Below are 14,269 nucleotides of genomic sequence, written 5' to 3'. Positions count from 1 at the left end.
GTGACTAGAAAGAGAGCCAGCGCAGATCGCAGCCGATGCGCTCCATGAAAGCGAGCACGTCCTCGCGCCGCATCGCGACGGTCTGATCGTTCACCAGCGGATGCATGTAGATCACATCGGCCTCCTGCGCGGCGGCATCCATCAGGAAGGTGACACCCGCCTCCACGCCGTTGATCATCGCCAGCGCGCTCACCGCGCCCGGCGCCACGCCCAGCGCCTCCTTCAGCCGCTCGGGCGAGCCGAACGACAGCCCCGGCGCGCCAATTTGCGCTCCCAGCGCTTTCAAATCCACTGCGCGATCCTGCTCCAGTGTGATCAGGTAGCCGCGTTTCTTGCGGTCGCGCAGGAACAGGTTCTTGGTGCGGAAGGCCTTCTGTCCTGGCACCGCCATGCTGGCCTCCACCGATTTGGCCTCCTCCACCGTGCGCAGCGGCACGTGGTGATGCAGCATGTAGGGCAGGCCCCAAGCCTTGAGCTGCGCCAGCAAACCTTCTGCAGTCACGGCGGTGTGAGTATCTTCTGCCATCCCGGCCTCCCTCGGTTCCTTGCGCCCTTGCTGCCCCGCCAGCGCGGCAGGATCAACCCCACAGGCCAGATGGTTTTCTTCCGCCATCTTGACCTAAAGTCAAAAGCCCCCAAATCTGGCTGCAACCAAAGGTTTAAGGATCCCCATGACGCAAAGCCCGCTCGCCGCCCCGCTCCCCCTGCCCTGCGGCGTGTCGCTGCCCAACCGGATCGGCAAAAGCGCCATGACGGAAGCGCTCGCCGGGGCCGATGATGCCCCCACCCCCGCCCATGACGCGCTCTATGCCCGCTGGTCGCGCGGGGGTGCGGGCCTACTGGTGACGGGCAACGTGATGGTGGATGGCCGCTCGCTGGAGCGCCCCGGCAATGTGGTGGTGGAAGACGAACGCCACCTCGCCGCGGTGTCCCGCTGGGCCAAGGCGGCGCAATGGGGCGGATCGCACGTCTGGATGCAGATCAGCCATCCGGGCCGCCAATGCCCGATGATCATCAACCCGCGCCCGCTCTCGCCTTCGGAGGAAAAGCTGAAGCTGCTCGGCCTCTTCGGCAAGCCCCGCGCAATGACGGAGGCCGAGATCGCCGAGGTGATCGCCCGCTACGCTGAAACCGCGCGCATCGCGCAGAAGGCGGGCTTTGACGGGGTACAGATCCACGGGGCGCATGGTTACCTGATCAGCCAGTTCCTGTCGCCAATCACCAACCGGCGCGGCGATGATTGGGGCGGCTCGCTTGAGAACCGCGCCCGCTTCCTGCGCGCCGTCGTTACGGCCACCCGCGCGGCTGTCGGGCCGGGCTTTCCCATCGGCGTAAAGCTCAATTCGGCGGATTTCCAGAAGGGCGGCTTCACTCTGGAAGAGTGCAAACAGGTGGCCCGCTGGCTGGAGGAAGACGGCATCGACCTGTTGGAAATCTCCGGCGGCACCTACGAGGAAATGGCCTTCGCCGAGGTTACGGCCGAGGCCGCGCCCCAGCGCGAAAGCACCCGCAAGCGCGAGGCCTTCTTCCTTGAGTATGCGCAGGAGATCCGGGAGGGGCTTTCGGTGCCGATCATGGTCACCGGCGGCTTTCGCAGCCGCGTGGCGATGGAGGCGGCCATCGCGGAAGATGGCATCGCCATGGTCGGGCTGGCCCGCCCGCTCTGCGTAGCGCCCGATGCGCCCGAAGGGCTGATCGCGGGCGATCTGGAAAAGATAGGTATCGACGAGGACGGGCTGGTGCTGGGTAAGGGACGCTTTGGCGTGAACGCCCCGCCGGGCGTGGTAAACCTGCTCAACACCGTGGCGCGGGTGGAATTCTACGTGGCCCAGATGCACCGCATGGGCAAAGGGCAGGCACCTCAGGAGGGCGAGAAGGCCTTCGCCGCTGGGCTGGTGGGCAGCTACCTTGGCTTGAGCACCTTTAAAGCGCTGCGCCGGATGCCGCGCCGGATGGCGGCGCGAGGTTGAGGCCGTAAAAGCGCGCGTCTAGTCCAGCTCGCGCGCTTCGCTGACCAGCATCACCGGGATGCCATTGCGCACCGGGAAGGCGAGATTGGCGGATTTCGAGATCAGCTCCTGCGTCTCGGCGTTCCAGTCCAGCCGGTTCTGCGTGATCGGGCAGACAAGCGCCTCCAGCATGCGCGGATCAAAGGTTCCGTCTTCCTTCATTGCATCACCTCTTCTTCATGGCCGCCGCTGCGCAGGGCGAACTCGATCAACGTCACAAGGGTTTCGCGCCGGGTGCGCAGCGAGGGCGCTTCGAGCAGGGCCTGCTTGTCCTCGTTTTCGAACGGGCAAAGCATGGAGAGCGAATTGATCAGCAATTCATCCTCCGCCTCGCGCAGGGCTTCCCAGTCGGTGCGCAGATCCTGAGCAGTGAAATAGCGCTTCAGCAGGGCCATCAGGGCAGAGCGATCGAAGCCTGAGTCCTTCTCGGCCGCCCCGGTATCGCGCTCAAACCCGGCCCAGCTCACATCCGCCCGGATGTAGGGGCTGAATCCGGCGACTTCGTTTTCGATGCGGAAGCGCGAGATGCCGGCGAGCGTGATCATGTAGCGCCCGTCTTCGGTTTCGGAGAAGCCCGTCACGCGGCCCGCACAGCCGATCCGGTGCAGCCGTTTCTCGGTGCGCCCCGGCGTTTCCATGGGCTGCACCATGCCGATCAGCCGGTGGCTCGTCTTGAGCGTATCATCGAGCATCGCGAGGTAGCGCGGCTCGAAGATATGCAAAGGCAAGCGGGCGCGGGGCAGCAGCAGCGCCCCGGGCAGTGGAAAGACAGCAATGGTGTCCGGGAGATCCGCAGCAGGAAACATGACGGTCAAGATAGACCGAAACCGCGGTCAGGCAAAGATCATCGACGAGAGCTTGCGCCGCCCGTTCAACGCGATGGGATCCTGCGGTTTCAGCGCGTCGAAGATGGTGAAAAGCTGCGCCTTCGCGGCGCCCTCGTTCCACTCCCGATCCCGGCGGAACAGCTCCAGCAATTCGGCCACGGCCTCTTCCACCTCGCCCGCCGCATGCAGCGCCTTAGCCAGCTCGAAGCGGGCTTCAAGATTGTCGGCATCGGCCTCCACGGCAGCGCGCAGCTCGGCCACGGGGCCCGCGTCGGCGGCCTGGTCCGCCAGCGCGATCTGGGCGCGCACGGCTTCCACTTCCGCCGTGCCCGCGATCTCGGCCGGAGCGGCTTCCAGCATCGCTTTGACCTGCGCGGTGTCGCCCAGTGCCAGAAGCGCGTTCATCAGCCCGGCATAGGCGGCGGCGTTCTTCGGGTCTTCTTCCAGAATGGCGGCGAAGGTCTGCGCGGCGTCTTCCGCGGCCCCTTCGGCGAGCATCTCTTCGGCGGCGGCCACGGCATCGGCCAACCCGCCATCGCCCGCCAGAGCGGCGACGCGATCCACGAAGGTCTGAATCTCGGACGCCGGCAGCGCGCCCTGGAAGCCGTCCACCGGCTGGCCCTGCCAAAAGGCATAGACGGTGGGAATGCTCTGGATGCGGAGCTGGCCCGCGATCATCTGGTTCTGATCCACGTCGACCTTGGCCATCTTCACCTTGCCACCGGCAGCGGTGACGGCGGCTTCAAGGGCCGGGCCGAGGGTCTTGCAGGGGCCACACCACGGGGCCCAGAAATCCACGATCACGGGGGTCGTCTGGCTCTCTTCCACCACGTCGGCCATGAAAGTGGCTTCGGTGACGTCCTTGATCAGATCGCCTGCCGAGGCCCCGGCCGGGGCGGGTGTGTTGCCGAATTCCAGCATGAAAGCCTCCTGAATGCATCGCTTGGGCGCTGTGTCAGGGTTTAGATGGCGCAAAGAGGGGGGGCTTGCAAGGGGCGCGCCCTGTGTGGCGCGCCGGAAGCAGAAGAGAAGGGGAAGAATTGGGGATTTTAGAGGAAGTGGGGGGCGGCAGGACCCCAAGCACCTGCCGCCCGTGGCGGCCGCGCGCGGCCGTGCGGGCGCCCTATGCTGAGCGCCCGCAGCTCTAAGCCTTCCGGAGAAGGTGTTACTTGTTCAGGATCCAGCGGATGCGTTCCTGATCGTTGTCGGAGATGGCTTGATCCAGCAGGATCAGGTCATGGCGCGACAGGCTGGAGGCATCCACACCGTGGATCGCGGCGAGCATACGGTCACCGGCGGTCGGCACGGAGGAGGTGGAGACGACACCGTTGTCGGTGAAGGTGCCGGCCTGGCTCAGGACGAAGTTGATCTCTTCGTCATCCTCGTCGCGCTGTGCCTGGATCAGGCGCTCCAGCTGGGCGATCGTGAAATCGGCGGCGTTCACACCGGCCTCATTTGCGAGCTGCTGCTTGCCACCGTTCACGGAAGAACCGTCCAGCGTGTTGACGCCGTAGTCGGCCCCTTGGCTCAGGATGAAGGCCACGGTTTCCTTGTCGGAGTTGGCGCGGGCTTCCTGCAGGCGCTGCAGCTGGGCGACATCATAGATGCCGGGGGTGACGCCGGCTTCCAGCGACATCTGGATGGCACCGGCGCTTTGCGGGTTGCCTGCGAAAGCCGGGACGGCGATGGCAGCGGCGACAGCGGTGAGGGCGATTTTCTTGAACATCTTGTTTTCTCCTTTGGCCACATTGGGGAGGGTGGCCGTTGTTTGGGGTTTGAAGTCTGGTTGGGCTTGGGGCCCGTCGTTGCGATGATTGGGAGATATGGGCTGGGACCGACGCTGAAAAGAGGGCCGCCGATCACGGATCGTCGCCGAATTGTGAGGCTTTGAAGGGCACAGGATCTGTGCGGAATTCCACACTAGGCAAAGGGCCTAAAGGCCCACATCGCCCCTTGCCGAAGCAACGTTAAGATACTGTTTTTTCGATGACTTTCATAATTTCTGCATCTTTCCGGCAAACTTCCAACCGCCCCAATGGTGATTGCAAGAGCCAGCCTCCCGCATGGCCTGTCCAAGGATCATCGGAAAGGGTGCGCAAATGCGAAAAGCAGGGGCTGATTTAACAGGCCGCAGAGCCCGCCGGATGGCAGACACAAGAAAGGCGGCAGGGCCCCAAGCTCCTGCCGCCTGAACGGTCGCGCGCGACCGAAAACGGGCACCGCTTCGGGTGCCCGTGACTGGGTCCTTACTGGAAGGAAAACCGGTGGCATGCCCCCGCGAGGGGGGCAGGCGCTACCGTGATCAGAGGTCGTCGCCGACCAGTTCGCTCAGCGGCGTGGTGGCGGCGTCTTTGCCGGTCAGCTTGCCCAGCATCTGGGCGCCTTGGCTCGGCACGGAAGAGGTGGAGACCACATCGCCTTCCACGAAGGAGCCGGCTTGGCTCAGGATGAAGCGGACTTCTTCCTTATCACCGTCGCGCTGTGCGTCGATCAGGCGATCAAGCTGGGCCACGGTGAAATCGTCGGCGTTCACACCGGCGATCGCGGCGAGTTGGGCTTTGCCTGCGTTGCCGGAGGTGGCGTCCAGCGTGTTGACGGAGGTGTCAGCGCCTTGGCTCAGGATGAAGTTCACGGCTTCCATGTCGCCGTTGGAGCGGGCTTCCTGCAGACGCTGCAGTTGGGCCACATCGTAGACGCCGGGCGTCACGCCAGCCTCGTAAGACATCTGGATCGCGCCCGGGGTGTTCGGGTTGCCAGCGAAGGCGGGAACAGCGAGGGCAGTGGCGACGGCGGTGATTGCGAGTTTCTTGAACATGTCGTTTTCTCCTGCAGGCATTTGGGGTTTGGCCTGCGACTTGGGGTTTCTAGTTTCGGTGGGCTTGGGGCCCGTCGTTGCGATGAGATTGAGGTAAGGGTGCCGCTGGCGAATGAAAAGAGGGGGGCCGCCACCGCGCCGCGCCGCGCATCTCCACCGTTCCGTCGGCGCAGGCCCTGTGCATTTTTTTACAGACGGAGGGGGTGGGGGTTGATCGGGCGTGGTGCTGGATTTCCGGGCGAACCCGTAAAATAACACCCCAGTAAACGCGCGAGTTTCCTCACGGTCGATCACGGACCTGCGAGATCACCGGATTTTGGGGTGAGCGCGCGCCTGCCGGATCACCGAAACTCTGCGCAGAGATTTACAGGCGGATGCGAAATTATGTGCAGCTTTTTTCCTGCGCCCCGGTGGCAGATCCGCAAAACGGGGCCAAGGATTGCTTGCGGGGGTGTTTAAAGCTCCCTCAGGAAGCCGCGCAGCTCTGCCGCGATTGAGTCGGCGTGGGTGTAGGGCAGCCCGTGGCCGGCTGTTTCCAGCACTTCCTGCCGCGCGGCGCGGTTGATCTGGGCAAGGCGGCCAAGGGCGGACTTCGGGATCACCGCGTCCTGCGCCCCCCAGATCGCCAGCAGCGGCACGCCCGCCTCTGCCAGACGCGCCTGCGCGGGGCCGCCGTCTTCCGAAAGCGCATACCGCAGGCTCGACAGCACCGCGGGCAGGAAGCCGCGTTGTGCGAGGGCGGAAAGCTGAGCGGCGAGAATATCCGGCGGGGCGTTTTCTGCTGCGGCAGACGTGCGGAAGGCCTGGGCCAGCCGGGCCCGCCCGACACCCAGCATCAGCCAATCGCCCAAACCCGGCACGTCACGCGCGATCTCCTGCCAGCGCGGCAGGGTCAGCCCCAGCCCCGCCGGGGCCAGCAGGACAAGATGGCCCACCCGGTGCGGCGCGTCGGCAGCAAAGGCGGCGGCGATGGAGCCGCCCATTGAATAGCCGATCACCAGATCGCAATGCTCCACGCCCTGCGCCTCCAGCACTTCCTGAAGTTGGGCGAGGAAGAAGGCGGTGTCCTGTTCGCCTGCCCTTGCCTCGGAGCCCCCACGGCCCGGCAGATCATAGGTCAGCACCCGAAAGCCCATGCGCGCCAGATGGGGTGCGAGCGGGTCAAAGGCCTGCTGCGGTGTTGTCAGCCCATGGATGCAAAGCGCCACCGGCCCCTTCACCGGCCCCTGCCAGCGGCAGAGCGTGCGCGCCCCTTCCGCACCGATCCGGCGCTCCCCGGCCAAAGCGGTGCGTTTCTGCACCCCTGCGCGGCGGCGTTCCAGCCAGAAGGGTAAACCGGCCACGCAGGCCGCCAGTAGAAGGAAGAGGCCCAGCCAGAGCATGGCTCAGCGCTGCCCCTGCGCGGCTTGCCAGACTTTGAGGATGTGTCGGGCCGTCATCAGGTCGAGATGCGCGCCGCCGCCGTTCTTGAAAAAGGTGATCTCGGCGTCACTGCTGCGGGCAAAGCGGCCAGAGGGCAGATCGTAGTAATCGGCGCGGATGTCGGCTTCCGTGATCACCCCTTCGGCCAGCGGCGTTTTCAGCTCGCCGATATGGGCCAGCGTCGTGTCGCGGCTGTCGACGAAGAGGCTGGCACAGCGCAGTACCGCGTCATCGTATTCGCGCATGTCGGCCCGGTAAGCGCCGATCCCGTCCAGATGCTGGCCTTCGCGCAGCCACGCGCCCTTGATCAGCGGCGCGGTGGACATGGTGGCGGAGGTGATGATGTCAGCCAGCCGCACGGCGGCCTCCAGATCGGGCGCGGCCTGCGTATCGGGATGGGCGGCGGCGAAGGCTTCGGCCGGGGCGGGCGAGCGGTTCCAGACGAGAAACCGCGCCTTGGGGAAGGCGGCCGCATAGGCTTCCCGCAGCGAATGGCCCACCGTGCCTGCGCCGACGATCAGGATCACCTCACTGTCGGGGCGGGCCAGTTTGCGGGCGGCCAGTAGGCTGTCGCCTGCGGTTTTCCACTTGGTGACGAGGTGGAAATCCACCAGCGCCTCCAGCGTTCCATCGGCATCGGCAAAGAGGCTCACCGCGCCGTTGATCGTCGGCACGTCACCGCCCGCATTGCCGGGAAAGATGGTGGCGGATTTCACCGCGATGCCGAGGCCGTCGATGAAGGCCGAGCGCGAGAGCAGCGTGTCCTCCCCGCGGCGCAGGAAGGTGTCGCCGATCTCGGCGCGGGGCAGGCTGTGGCCCGCTTCCAGCGCTTCCGTGAGGGCGAGCCAGTCCAGATGCGGCTCGGCCTCGGCCCGGCTGATGATCGGCAGGCTCACAGGCCGGCCTCCGCGTCCGTGAGCAGCCCGGTCTCAACCAACGCCCGCGCCCAGCCTTGCGGCCCGGTAAAGAGGTGCGTCTGCCAGCCGCGCGCCTTGGCGGCGGCGATATTGTCGGCGCGGTCATCGGCGAAAAGAAGCGCCTCGGGCGCGACGCCGCTATCAGCTTCGAGCGCGGCGTAGATCTCGGGCCCCGGCTTGGCGAGGCGCATGTGGCCGGAGATGTAACGGCGGTCGAACTCCTGCAGGAAGGGGTATTCGACTTCGGCAAGGGCGAAGGTTTCCACCCCGAAGTTGGAGAGCGCAAAGACGGGGACCCCCGCCTTGCGCAGAGCGCGCAGCAGGGCAACCGAGTGCGGAATGGCGGGGCTCGCCATGTGGAGCCAGTCGTCATGCCAGCGGCGGATGTCCTCGGCGAATTCCGGGTAGGCTTTAGCGCAATCCATCACCGTGTCGTGGAAGTTCTCGCCCAGATCGACGCGGTCGTTCATCGCGTGCAGATCGACGGCGGCGAACATCTCCTTACGGCGGGCCTCGCCGACGATGGCGTCGTAGTGGCGCTCGGGCTGCCATTCGATCAGGACGTTGCCGATGTCGAACACCACAGCTTGGGGTTTGGGCATGGGGCGGGCCTTTTCATGGGTAGGGAAGCAGGTTTGCGCACAGCCTCTTGGGTTTGTGGGTGAGGTTCAAGAGGGAAACGCTTGCATGAAGCAGTGAGCGTCCGCCCGGGTGGGCACGGAACGCGCCCGCCCCCGTGCTGCAAACACATCTTTGGTGTGACGGGCGGGCGGACGCGTGCCTGTTTCTGGTGAAACAGGCAAAAAGAGGATCATTGCTTGCGCAACGCCGCACCCAGCACACGGTCCAGCGCGTTCAGAAAATTGGCGCGGTCCTGTTTGGAGAAGGCCTTGCCGCCGCCCTGCCGGAAGGGATCGGCGGCGCGCAGGTCGGCCATAAGGTCACGCGTTGCGAGCACGTTGCCGATGTTGCGCGCCGTCAGCTCCTCGCCGTTGGGCTTCAGCACCGCCGCCCCCGCCTCGATGCATCTTGCCGCCAGCGGGATATCGGTGGTGATCACCACATCCCCCACCCCGGCGCGCTCGGCGATCCACATATCCGCCACATCAGGGCCTTCCGGCACGATCACCACCTCCACCAGCGGATTGGGCGACAGCCGCAAACCGCCGTTGGAGACCAGAAACATCGGCACCTTCAGCCGCGTGGCGACCTTCTCGGCCTCGCCCTTCACCGGGCAGGCATCGGCGTCCACGTAGAGCTTGCTCATGCGTAGAGCGCCTCGGCGTGGAAATTCACATGCTCTTCCATGAAGGTCGAGACGAAGAAATAGGAGTGGTCGTAGCCCTTCTGCATCCGGAACGCCCCCTCCTGCCGCCGCGCCGCCATGGCCTGGGCCAGCGCCTCGGGGCGCAGCAGATCGAGGAACTGATCCTCGCTGCCCTGATCCACCAGCACCGGTCCGTCAAAGCCCTGCGCCGCCATCAGGAGGCTCGCATCATGGGAAGCCCAATCCGCACCCTCGCCCAGATAGGCGCCAAGCTGTTTCTTGCCCCAGTCGGACTCCGTCGGGTTGGCAATCGGCGCGAAGGCAGAAACCGAACGGAAGCGCCCCGGCAGGCCCATCGCCAGCGTCAGCGCGCCGTGGCCGCCCATGGAATGGCCGGTGATCGCCTGCCGTTCCATGTCCAGCGGAAAGGCCGCATCAAGCGCCGCCGGAAGCTCCTCGGCGAGGTAATCCCACATTCTGAAATGTGCCGCCCACGGCGCTTGCGTGGCGTTCAGGTAGAAGCCCGCGCCCTGCCCCAGATCATACTCGGAGTCATCGGCCACGCCTTCGCCGCGCGGCGAGGTATCAGGGAAGACGAGCGCGATGCCCTGCTCCGCCGCCCAGGCCTGTGCGCCCGCTTTCACCATCGCGTTCTCATGGGTGCAGGTGAGGCCCGAGAGATACCATAGAAGCGGCACCGGCCCCTCCTGCGCTTCGGCGGGGAGGAACAGGCCGAAGGTCATCTCGCACGCGCAGGCCTTGGAGGCGTGGCTGTAGACGCCCTGCTCGCCGCCGAAGCATTTGTTCTCGGAAAGGGTCTTCATCACGCATCCTCCGCTTGCTGCCTGCCCTTGGGCTAACGCAGCCCGCCCGCCGGGCGCAAGCTCAGAAACCCGAAACCCAGGCGATCACGGGCGGCACGGTGGCGACGCTTACGAGGGTGGAGATCAGGATCGCCGCCGACACCCGCTGAGGTGCGACGCCGTAGTGCTGCGCGATCATGAAGATATTGCCCGCCACGGGCAGGGCGGCGGCCGCGATCATTACACCCGCGCCATAGGGCGAGACGGGGAAGATCAGCAGCGCGCAGATCGCCACTGCCGCCGGGTGCAGCGCCAGCTTGCAGACCGAAAGCCAGACGGCCACGCTGACCCGCTCCGCCGATTTGGAGGCAAGCGAGGCCCCCACGGCGAACAGCGCGCCGGGGGTGGCGGCGGAGCCGAGGATATCCACGAATTCGTTCAGCGGCACCGGAATGGGCACCTGCAGGGCAGACCATGTGAGGCCAACCGCGATGGAGACGATCATCGGGTTGCGCAAGAGGCCCATGCCCACGGTGCGCAGGGTGCGTAGCGAAACACGCCCGTCGCGGCTGCCGGTGATCAGGATCACGATGAGGCTGCCGAACACGATCAGATCCACCGCCAGCATCATCATCACGTAGCCAATGGCGGCTTCACCCAGCAGCAACGCCAGCATGGGGATGCCGAGGAAGCCGATATTGCCGATCACCGCGCATTGGGCCTCTACGGCCGCTTCGGCGATGCCACGCTTGCGGATCAGGGCCACCAGCGTGGCGATCACGTAAACGGCGGCCGTGCCCAGCAGGTAGGCCCAGATGAAGGGCCAGTCGAGGATCTCGGCCAGCGAGAGGTTGGCGGAGAATTTGAACAGCATCGCCGAGAGCGCGAAGTAGAAAACGAACTTCGTCAGGTAGGCAGTGGCCTCCTCGGAAAAGAAGCGCGTGCGCCCGGCCCAGTAGCCCAGCGCGATCAGCCCGAAGAAGGGCAGCGTTTTCAGAAAGATCTCGACCATCCCTAGCCGCCTAGCACGGCTGATGCGCCCGCGCTATCCCCCGCCGATCAACGCGCCTGCCGCAAACACCAAAGCGCCGCCCAGCACCACCTGAAACGTGGCGCGGAAGAAGGGGGTCTGCATGAAGCGGTTCTGGATCCAGACGATGGCCCAAAGCTCGATGAAGACAACAAGGATGGCGATGACGGTAGCGGTCCAGAAATCCGGGATCAGGTAGGGCAGCGCGTGGCCCATACCGCCCACCGTCGTCATGATGCCCGAGGCAAAACCGCGTTTGACGGGCGAGCCCCTGCCCGACAATTGGCCATCGTCAGAGGCCGCCTCGGTGAACCCCATAGAGATCCCAGCCCCCACCGACGCCGCAAGGCCGACCTGGAAGGTGATCCACGTATCCTGCGTGGCGAAGGCGGCGGCGAAGATCGGAGCGAGCGTGGAGACGGAGCCGTCCATCAACCCAGCGAGCCCCGGCTGCACCCATGTGAGGATGAACTGCCGCTGGGCCGTCACTTCTTCCTGATCCTTCGCGGTATCGTCCAGATGGGTTTCCTGCAGGCGCTCGGCCTTCGTGGCATGGCCCATTTCCTCGGCCGCCAGGTCCCCCAACAACTTGCGGATGCCCGCATCCGAGGTGCGCTGCGCGGCCTTGGTGTAGAAATTGGCCGCGCCTTTTTCCATCATCGCGGCCTCTTCGCGCATCCGCTCCAGCCCGAGGTTTTCCACCAGCCACGTGGGATGGCGCGTGGGGAAACCGGCCACGTGATCACGGCGGATCGGCACGATGTTGGGGCCGAAGCGCTCGGTGTAGACATCGATCAGACGGCGGCGATGATCGTCTTCTTCCTGCGCCATGCCATCGAACACCTGCGCCGAGGCCGGGAAATCGGCGCGCAGGCTGTCGGCGTAGTGGCGGTAGATCTGGGCGTCTTCCTCCTCCGAGGCGATGGCGAGCGACAGAATCTGGCGTGCGTCGAGATCGGAGAACTTCAGCCGTTTGCGCGGGGAGAACATGGGAGCCTCTTTTTTAGAACAGTTCTAAACTATGCCAGCAGGTTCCTTTTGCAAGCGAAAACAAGCTTGGGCCAATTCACCCCTTGCAAAGTGAACTGTATAGTTTAGATAAGAACTGAACCAAGCAGTTCAGTTAAACAGGTGCTCCCCATGAAACAGACCCTCTTCGCCCTCGCAGCAGCCTCCGTCGTCCTGTCCGCTGGCCAATCCATGGCCGGTGGTTTCGTCTTCTCGATCCCCTCGGTGTCCTATCCGCAGGATGCCACCTCCGACACCACCCGCACCCCGAAGCCGGCCACGCCGCTGTTTGGCTGGCTCGGCGCGAAATAATTCCCCAACGTTTTTCCTCCCTGACCTCTCATCCCGAGAGCCCTGGGGCACACCATTGCGTGTGCCCCCTTTTTATTCGGCCCCGCCACGCTTAGGTCTGCTTGCCGAAACTGAACTGCGCAGTTTATACTGACGACCACAACCGGAGGCGCCATGAACATCATTGCTGACACCATCAAGAAGGGCCGCAAGTTCGATCAGGTGATCGAGGGCGCGCGGGCCATCTTCATGCGAGACGGCTTTGAAGGGGCAAATGTGGACGATATCGCCAAGGCGGCCGGTGTCTCCAAGGCGACGCTCTATTCCTATTTCCCCGACAAGCGCGTGCTCTTTGCGGAAGTGGCGCGGCAGGAATGCGAGCGGCAGGCGGAGTCCACGATCAACGTGGTGGACATGGCCAATGACCCGCGCGAAGCCCTGACCCATATCGCGCGAGCGATGGTGGAGTTCGTGACCTCTGATTTCGGGATCAACGTCTTCCGCATCTGCGTGGCGGAATCGGCGCGCTTTCCCGAGCTGGGCTGCCAGTTCTACGACTCTGGCCCGCGCCTCGTGCGCGAACGCGTGTCGGAGTTCCTGCGCTGTGCGGCCGAGCAGGGCCATTTCGTGATCGACGATATGGAGCTGGCCGCCGAGCAACTGATGGAGCTGACCAAGACCTATATCTTCCCGCGCATTCTCTGCGGCATCCAGACGAAGTTCTCCGACGCTGAGAAAGCGCGCATCGTGGACGGCGCCGTGGAGATGTTCATGGCCCGCTACGGCACAGGCAGCACGGCGCGGGCATAAGCCGGCGCGCTGCCTGCCCAAGTTTATTTTCCCCTCATGCCGCGCGCCCCTTGTATCGCCCCCGCGCAATGCTGACGTGCGGGAGCGGTTCGCTCACGAAGGATGCGCGCGATGACGGATTATCTGCTGATTGCCCTTGGCCTGATCGGGCTCGTAATCGGAGGCGAACTTCTGGTGCGCGGAGCGGTGACGGCCGCGCGGCGCTTCGGGATCTCGCCCATGGTGATCGGCCTGACGCTTGTGGGCTTCGGCACCTCCTCGCCCGAGCTTGTCACCAGCCTTCAGGCGGCTTTCGCCGGTGCGCCGGGCATTGCCGTCGGCAACGTGGTGGGCAGCAACATCGGCAACACGCTTCTTATTCTCGGTGTCGCTGCAGCGCTGGCCCCCATCGCCGTGAACCCGGCCGCGCTGCGGCGGGACGGCAGCGTGCTGGTGCTGGCCACCCTGCTCTGCGCCGCCGCGATCCTCTGGGGCCATGTCGGGCGGCTGGCCGGGCTCGGCCTCTTTGCCTCGCTGGTGGCCTACCTCGCTTTTACGCTGATCACCGAGGCCCGCGCCGGGGGCTCGGCGGCTTCCGAGATGTATGCGGCTGAAGCCGACACCGTGCCCGAACCCGGCACTTCGCTCGGGCTGGCGCTGCTGATGGCGTTTGGCGGACTGGTGATCACGATCTTCGGTGCGCGGTTCCTCGTGGAAGGCGCGGTGAACGTCGCCACGGTTCTGGGGCTTTCGGAGGCCGTGATCGGGCTGACAATCGTGGCCATCGGCACCTCGCTGCCGGAGCTGGTGACCTCGGTGATCGCGGTGCGCAAAGGCGAGGGCGAAGTGGCGCTCGGCAACGTGATCGGCAGCAATATCTTCAACATCCTCGGCATTCTGGGGATCACGGCCATCGTGCATCCGTTGGAAGTGCCGGAAGAGATCGCGCGGCTGGATGTCTGGGTGCTTTGCGGCACCACGGCGCTGCTGCTGCTCTTCGCCCGCTCCGGCTGGCGCGTGGCGCGGCGTGAAGGGTTGGTGCTTCTGGCGCTTTATGCGGCCTATCTTTGGGTGCTCTTGAGCTAGGCAGG

At 65.1% G+C, this 14,269-nt stretch carries 17 protein-coding genes; 4 read left to right on the top strand and 13 right to left on the bottom strand.

Going from position 1 to position 14,269, the window contains the following annotated elements; genetic code table 11:
• Positions 1-4 precede the first annotated feature (4 nt).
• Positions 5-526: a prolyl-tRNA synthetase associated domain-containing protein gene (locus KVX96_RS03075; protein ID WP_261192760.1), complete on the bottom strand. Its 522-nt coding sequence runs from the start codon at positions 524-526 to the stop codon at positions 5-7.
• 145 nt (positions 527-671) lie between these two features.
• Here KVX96_RS03075 and KVX96_RS03070 point away from each other — a divergent pair, with 145 nt between their 5' ends.
• Positions 672-1,970: an NADH:flavin oxidoreductase/NADH oxidase family protein gene (locus KVX96_RS03070; RefSeq protein ID WP_261192759.1), complete on the top strand. Its 1,299-nt coding sequence runs from the start codon at positions 672-674 to the stop codon at positions 1,968-1,970.
• 18 nt (positions 1,971-1,988) lie between these two features.
• Here the strand turns inward: KVX96_RS03070 and KVX96_RS03065 are convergent, their stop codons facing one another.
• The 12 genes from KVX96_RS03065 to mbfA all read right to left on the bottom strand — a co-directional run bounded on the left by KVX96_RS03065 (position 1,989) and on the right by mbfA (position 12,080).
• Positions 1,989-2,171, bottom strand: coding sequence for a Trm112 family protein (locus KVX96_RS03065; RefSeq protein ID WP_261192758.1), 183 nt, complete (start codon positions 2,169-2,171; stop codon positions 1,989-1,991).
• A complete protein-coding gene (locus tag KVX96_RS03060) occupies positions 2,168-2,815 on the bottom strand; it encodes an LON peptidase substrate-binding domain-containing protein (RefSeq protein WP_261192757.1) in 648 nt (215 codons plus the stop codon). Before KVX96_RS03060 ends, KVX96_RS03065 begins: the two co-directional genes overlap by 4 nt.
• A 27-nt stretch (positions 2,816-2,842) precedes the next feature.
• The gene (locus KVX96_RS03055; RefSeq protein WP_261192756.1) at positions 2,843-3,757 is read right to left on the bottom strand and encodes a thioredoxin family protein; all 915 of its coding nucleotides are present in this window, start codon (positions 3,755-3,757) and stop codon (positions 2,843-2,845) included.
• A gap of 244 nt (positions 3,758-4,001) precedes the next feature.
• On the bottom strand, positions 4,002-4,562 hold the full coding sequence (locus KVX96_RS03050) for a hypothetical protein (RefSeq protein ID WP_261192755.1): 561 nt from the start codon (positions 4,560-4,562) through the stop codon (positions 4,002-4,004).
• Positions 4,563-5,138: 576 nt separating this feature from the next.
• Positions 5,139-5,651 (bottom strand): hypothetical protein, encoded by a 513-nt coding sequence (locus KVX96_RS03045; RefSeq protein WP_261192754.1) that lies wholly within the window; start codon positions 5,649-5,651, stop codon positions 5,139-5,141.
• Positions 5,652-6,106: 455 nt separating this feature from the next.
• A complete protein-coding gene (locus tag KVX96_RS03040; RefSeq protein WP_261192753.1) occupies positions 6,107-7,033 on the bottom strand; it encodes an alpha/beta fold hydrolase in 927 nt (308 codons plus the stop codon).
• A gap of 3 nt (positions 7,034-7,036) precedes the next feature.
• A complete protein-coding gene (locus KVX96_RS03035; RefSeq protein ID WP_261192752.1) occupies positions 7,037-7,969 on the bottom strand; it encodes an ornithine cyclodeaminase family protein in 933 nt (310 codons plus the stop codon).
• The gene (locus tag KVX96_RS03030) at positions 7,966-8,592 is read right to left on the bottom strand and encodes an HAD family hydrolase (RefSeq protein WP_261192751.1); all 627 of its coding nucleotides are present in this window, start codon (positions 8,590-8,592) and stop codon (positions 7,966-7,968) included. Before KVX96_RS03030 ends, KVX96_RS03035 begins: the two co-directional genes overlap by 4 nt.
• 209 nt (positions 8,593-8,801) lie before the next feature.
• Positions 8,802-9,257 carry a YaiI/YqxD family protein gene (locus tag KVX96_RS03025; protein WP_261192750.1) on the bottom strand — a complete coding sequence of 152 codons (456 nt, stop codon included), beginning with the start codon at positions 9,255-9,257 and terminating at the stop codon, positions 8,802-8,804.
• Positions 9,254-10,081, bottom strand: coding sequence for an S-formylglutathione hydrolase (gene fghA / locus KVX96_RS03020; protein WP_261192749.1), 828 nt, complete (start codon positions 10,079-10,081; stop codon positions 9,254-9,256). The genes KVX96_RS03025 and fghA overlap by 4 nt, the downstream gene beginning before the upstream one ends.
• A gap of 61 nt (positions 10,082-10,142) precedes the next feature.
• Positions 10,143-11,072, bottom strand: a complete 930-nt coding sequence (locus tag KVX96_RS03015; RefSeq protein WP_261192748.1) for an AEC family transporter — start codon at positions 11,070-11,072, stop codon at positions 10,143-10,145.
• Between the two features lie 33 nt (positions 11,073-11,105).
• On the bottom strand, positions 11,106-12,080 hold the full coding sequence (mbfA, locus tag KVX96_RS03010) for an iron exporter MbfA (RefSeq protein ID WP_261192747.1): 975 nt from the start codon (positions 12,078-12,080) through the stop codon (positions 11,106-11,108).
• 150 nt (positions 12,081-12,230) lie between these two features.
• On the opposite strand from mbfA, the gene KVX96_RS03005 reads away from it, so the two are divergent.
• The 3 genes from KVX96_RS03005 (at position 12,231) to KVX96_RS02995 (ending at position 14,264) form a co-directional block, all read left to right on the top strand.
• Complete coding sequence (locus KVX96_RS03005; RefSeq protein WP_261192746.1) at positions 12,231-12,410, top strand: hypothetical protein; 180 nt, start codon at positions 12,231-12,233, stop codon at positions 12,408-12,410.
• A 153-nt stretch (positions 12,411-12,563) separates the two neighbouring features.
• On the top strand, positions 12,564-13,199 hold the full coding sequence (locus KVX96_RS03000; protein WP_261192745.1) for a TetR/AcrR family transcriptional regulator: 636 nt from the start codon (positions 12,564-12,566) through the stop codon (positions 13,197-13,199).
• 111 nt (positions 13,200-13,310) lie between these two features.
• Positions 13,311-14,264, top strand: coding sequence for a calcium/sodium antiporter (locus tag KVX96_RS02995; RefSeq protein ID WP_261192744.1), 954 nt, complete (start codon positions 13,311-13,313; stop codon positions 14,262-14,264).
• Positions 14,265-14,269 lie beyond the last annotated feature (5 nt).

It is taken from the genome of Pseudoruegeria sp. SHC-113, assembly GCF_025376885.1.
Lineage (GTDB): Bacteria > Pseudomonadota > Alphaproteobacteria > Rhodobacterales > Rhodobacteraceae > Pseudoruegeria.
Note: the sequence above shows the minus strand (reverse complement) of the source record. Positions and strands in the feature narration are given on the sequence as shown.

Coding starts and splice junctions, on each gene's coding strand:
- KVX96_RS03030 (WP_261192751.1), bottom strand. CDS start 8,592: ATGCCCAAACCCCAAGCTGTGGTGTTCGACATCGGCAACGTCCTGATC.
- KVX96_RS03070 (WP_261192759.1), top strand. CDS start 672: ATGACGCAAAGCCCGCTCGCCGCCCCGCTCCCCCTGCCCTGCGGCGTG.
- KVX96_RS03065 (WP_261192758.1), bottom strand. CDS start 2,171: ATGAAGGAAGACGGAACCTTTGATCCGCGCATGCTGGAGGCGCTTGTC.
- KVX96_RS02995 (WP_261192744.1), top strand. CDS start 13,311: ATGACGGATTATCTGCTGATTGCCCTTGGCCTGATCGGGCTCGTAATC.
- KVX96_RS03075 (WP_261192760.1), bottom strand. CDS start 526: ATGGCAGAAGATACTCACACCGCCGTGACTGCAGAAGGTTTGCTGGCG.
- KVX96_RS03015 (WP_261192748.1), bottom strand. CDS start 11,072: ATGGTCGAGATCTTTCTGAAAACGCTGCCCTTCTTCGGGCTGATCGCG.
- KVX96_RS03060 (WP_261192757.1), bottom strand. CDS start 2,815: ATGTTTCCTGCTGCGGATCTCCCGGACACCATTGCTGTCTTTCCACTG.
- KVX96_RS03025 (WP_261192750.1), bottom strand. CDS start 9,257: ATGAGCAAGCTCTACGTGGACGCCGATGCCTGCCCGGTGAAGGGCGAG.
- KVX96_RS03000 (WP_261192745.1), top strand. CDS start 12,564: ATGAACATCATTGCTGACACCATCAAGAAGGGCCGCAAGTTCGATCAG.
- KVX96_RS03040 (WP_261192753.1), bottom strand. CDS start 7,033: ATGCTCTGGCTGGGCCTCTTCCTTCTACTGGCGGCCTGCGTGGCCGGT.
- KVX96_RS03050 (WP_261192755.1), bottom strand. CDS start 4,562: ATGTTCAAGAAAATCGCCCTCACCGCTGTCGCCGCTGCCATCGCCGTC.
- mbfA (WP_261192747.1), bottom strand. CDS start 12,080: ATGTTCTCCCCGCGCAAACGGCTGAAGTTCTCCGATCTCGACGCACGC.
- fghA (WP_261192749.1), bottom strand. CDS start 10,081: ATGAAGACCCTTTCCGAGAACAAATGCTTCGGCGGCGAGCAGGGCGTC.
- KVX96_RS03045 (WP_261192754.1), bottom strand. CDS start 5,651: ATGTTCAAGAAACTCGCAATCACCGCCGTCGCCACTGCCCTCGCTGTT.
- KVX96_RS03005 (WP_261192746.1), top strand. CDS start 12,231: ATGAAACAGACCCTCTTCGCCCTCGCAGCAGCCTCCGTCGTCCTGTCC.
- KVX96_RS03055 (WP_261192756.1), bottom strand. CDS start 3,757: ATGCTGGAATTCGGCAACACACCCGCCCCGGCCGGGGCCTCGGCAGGC.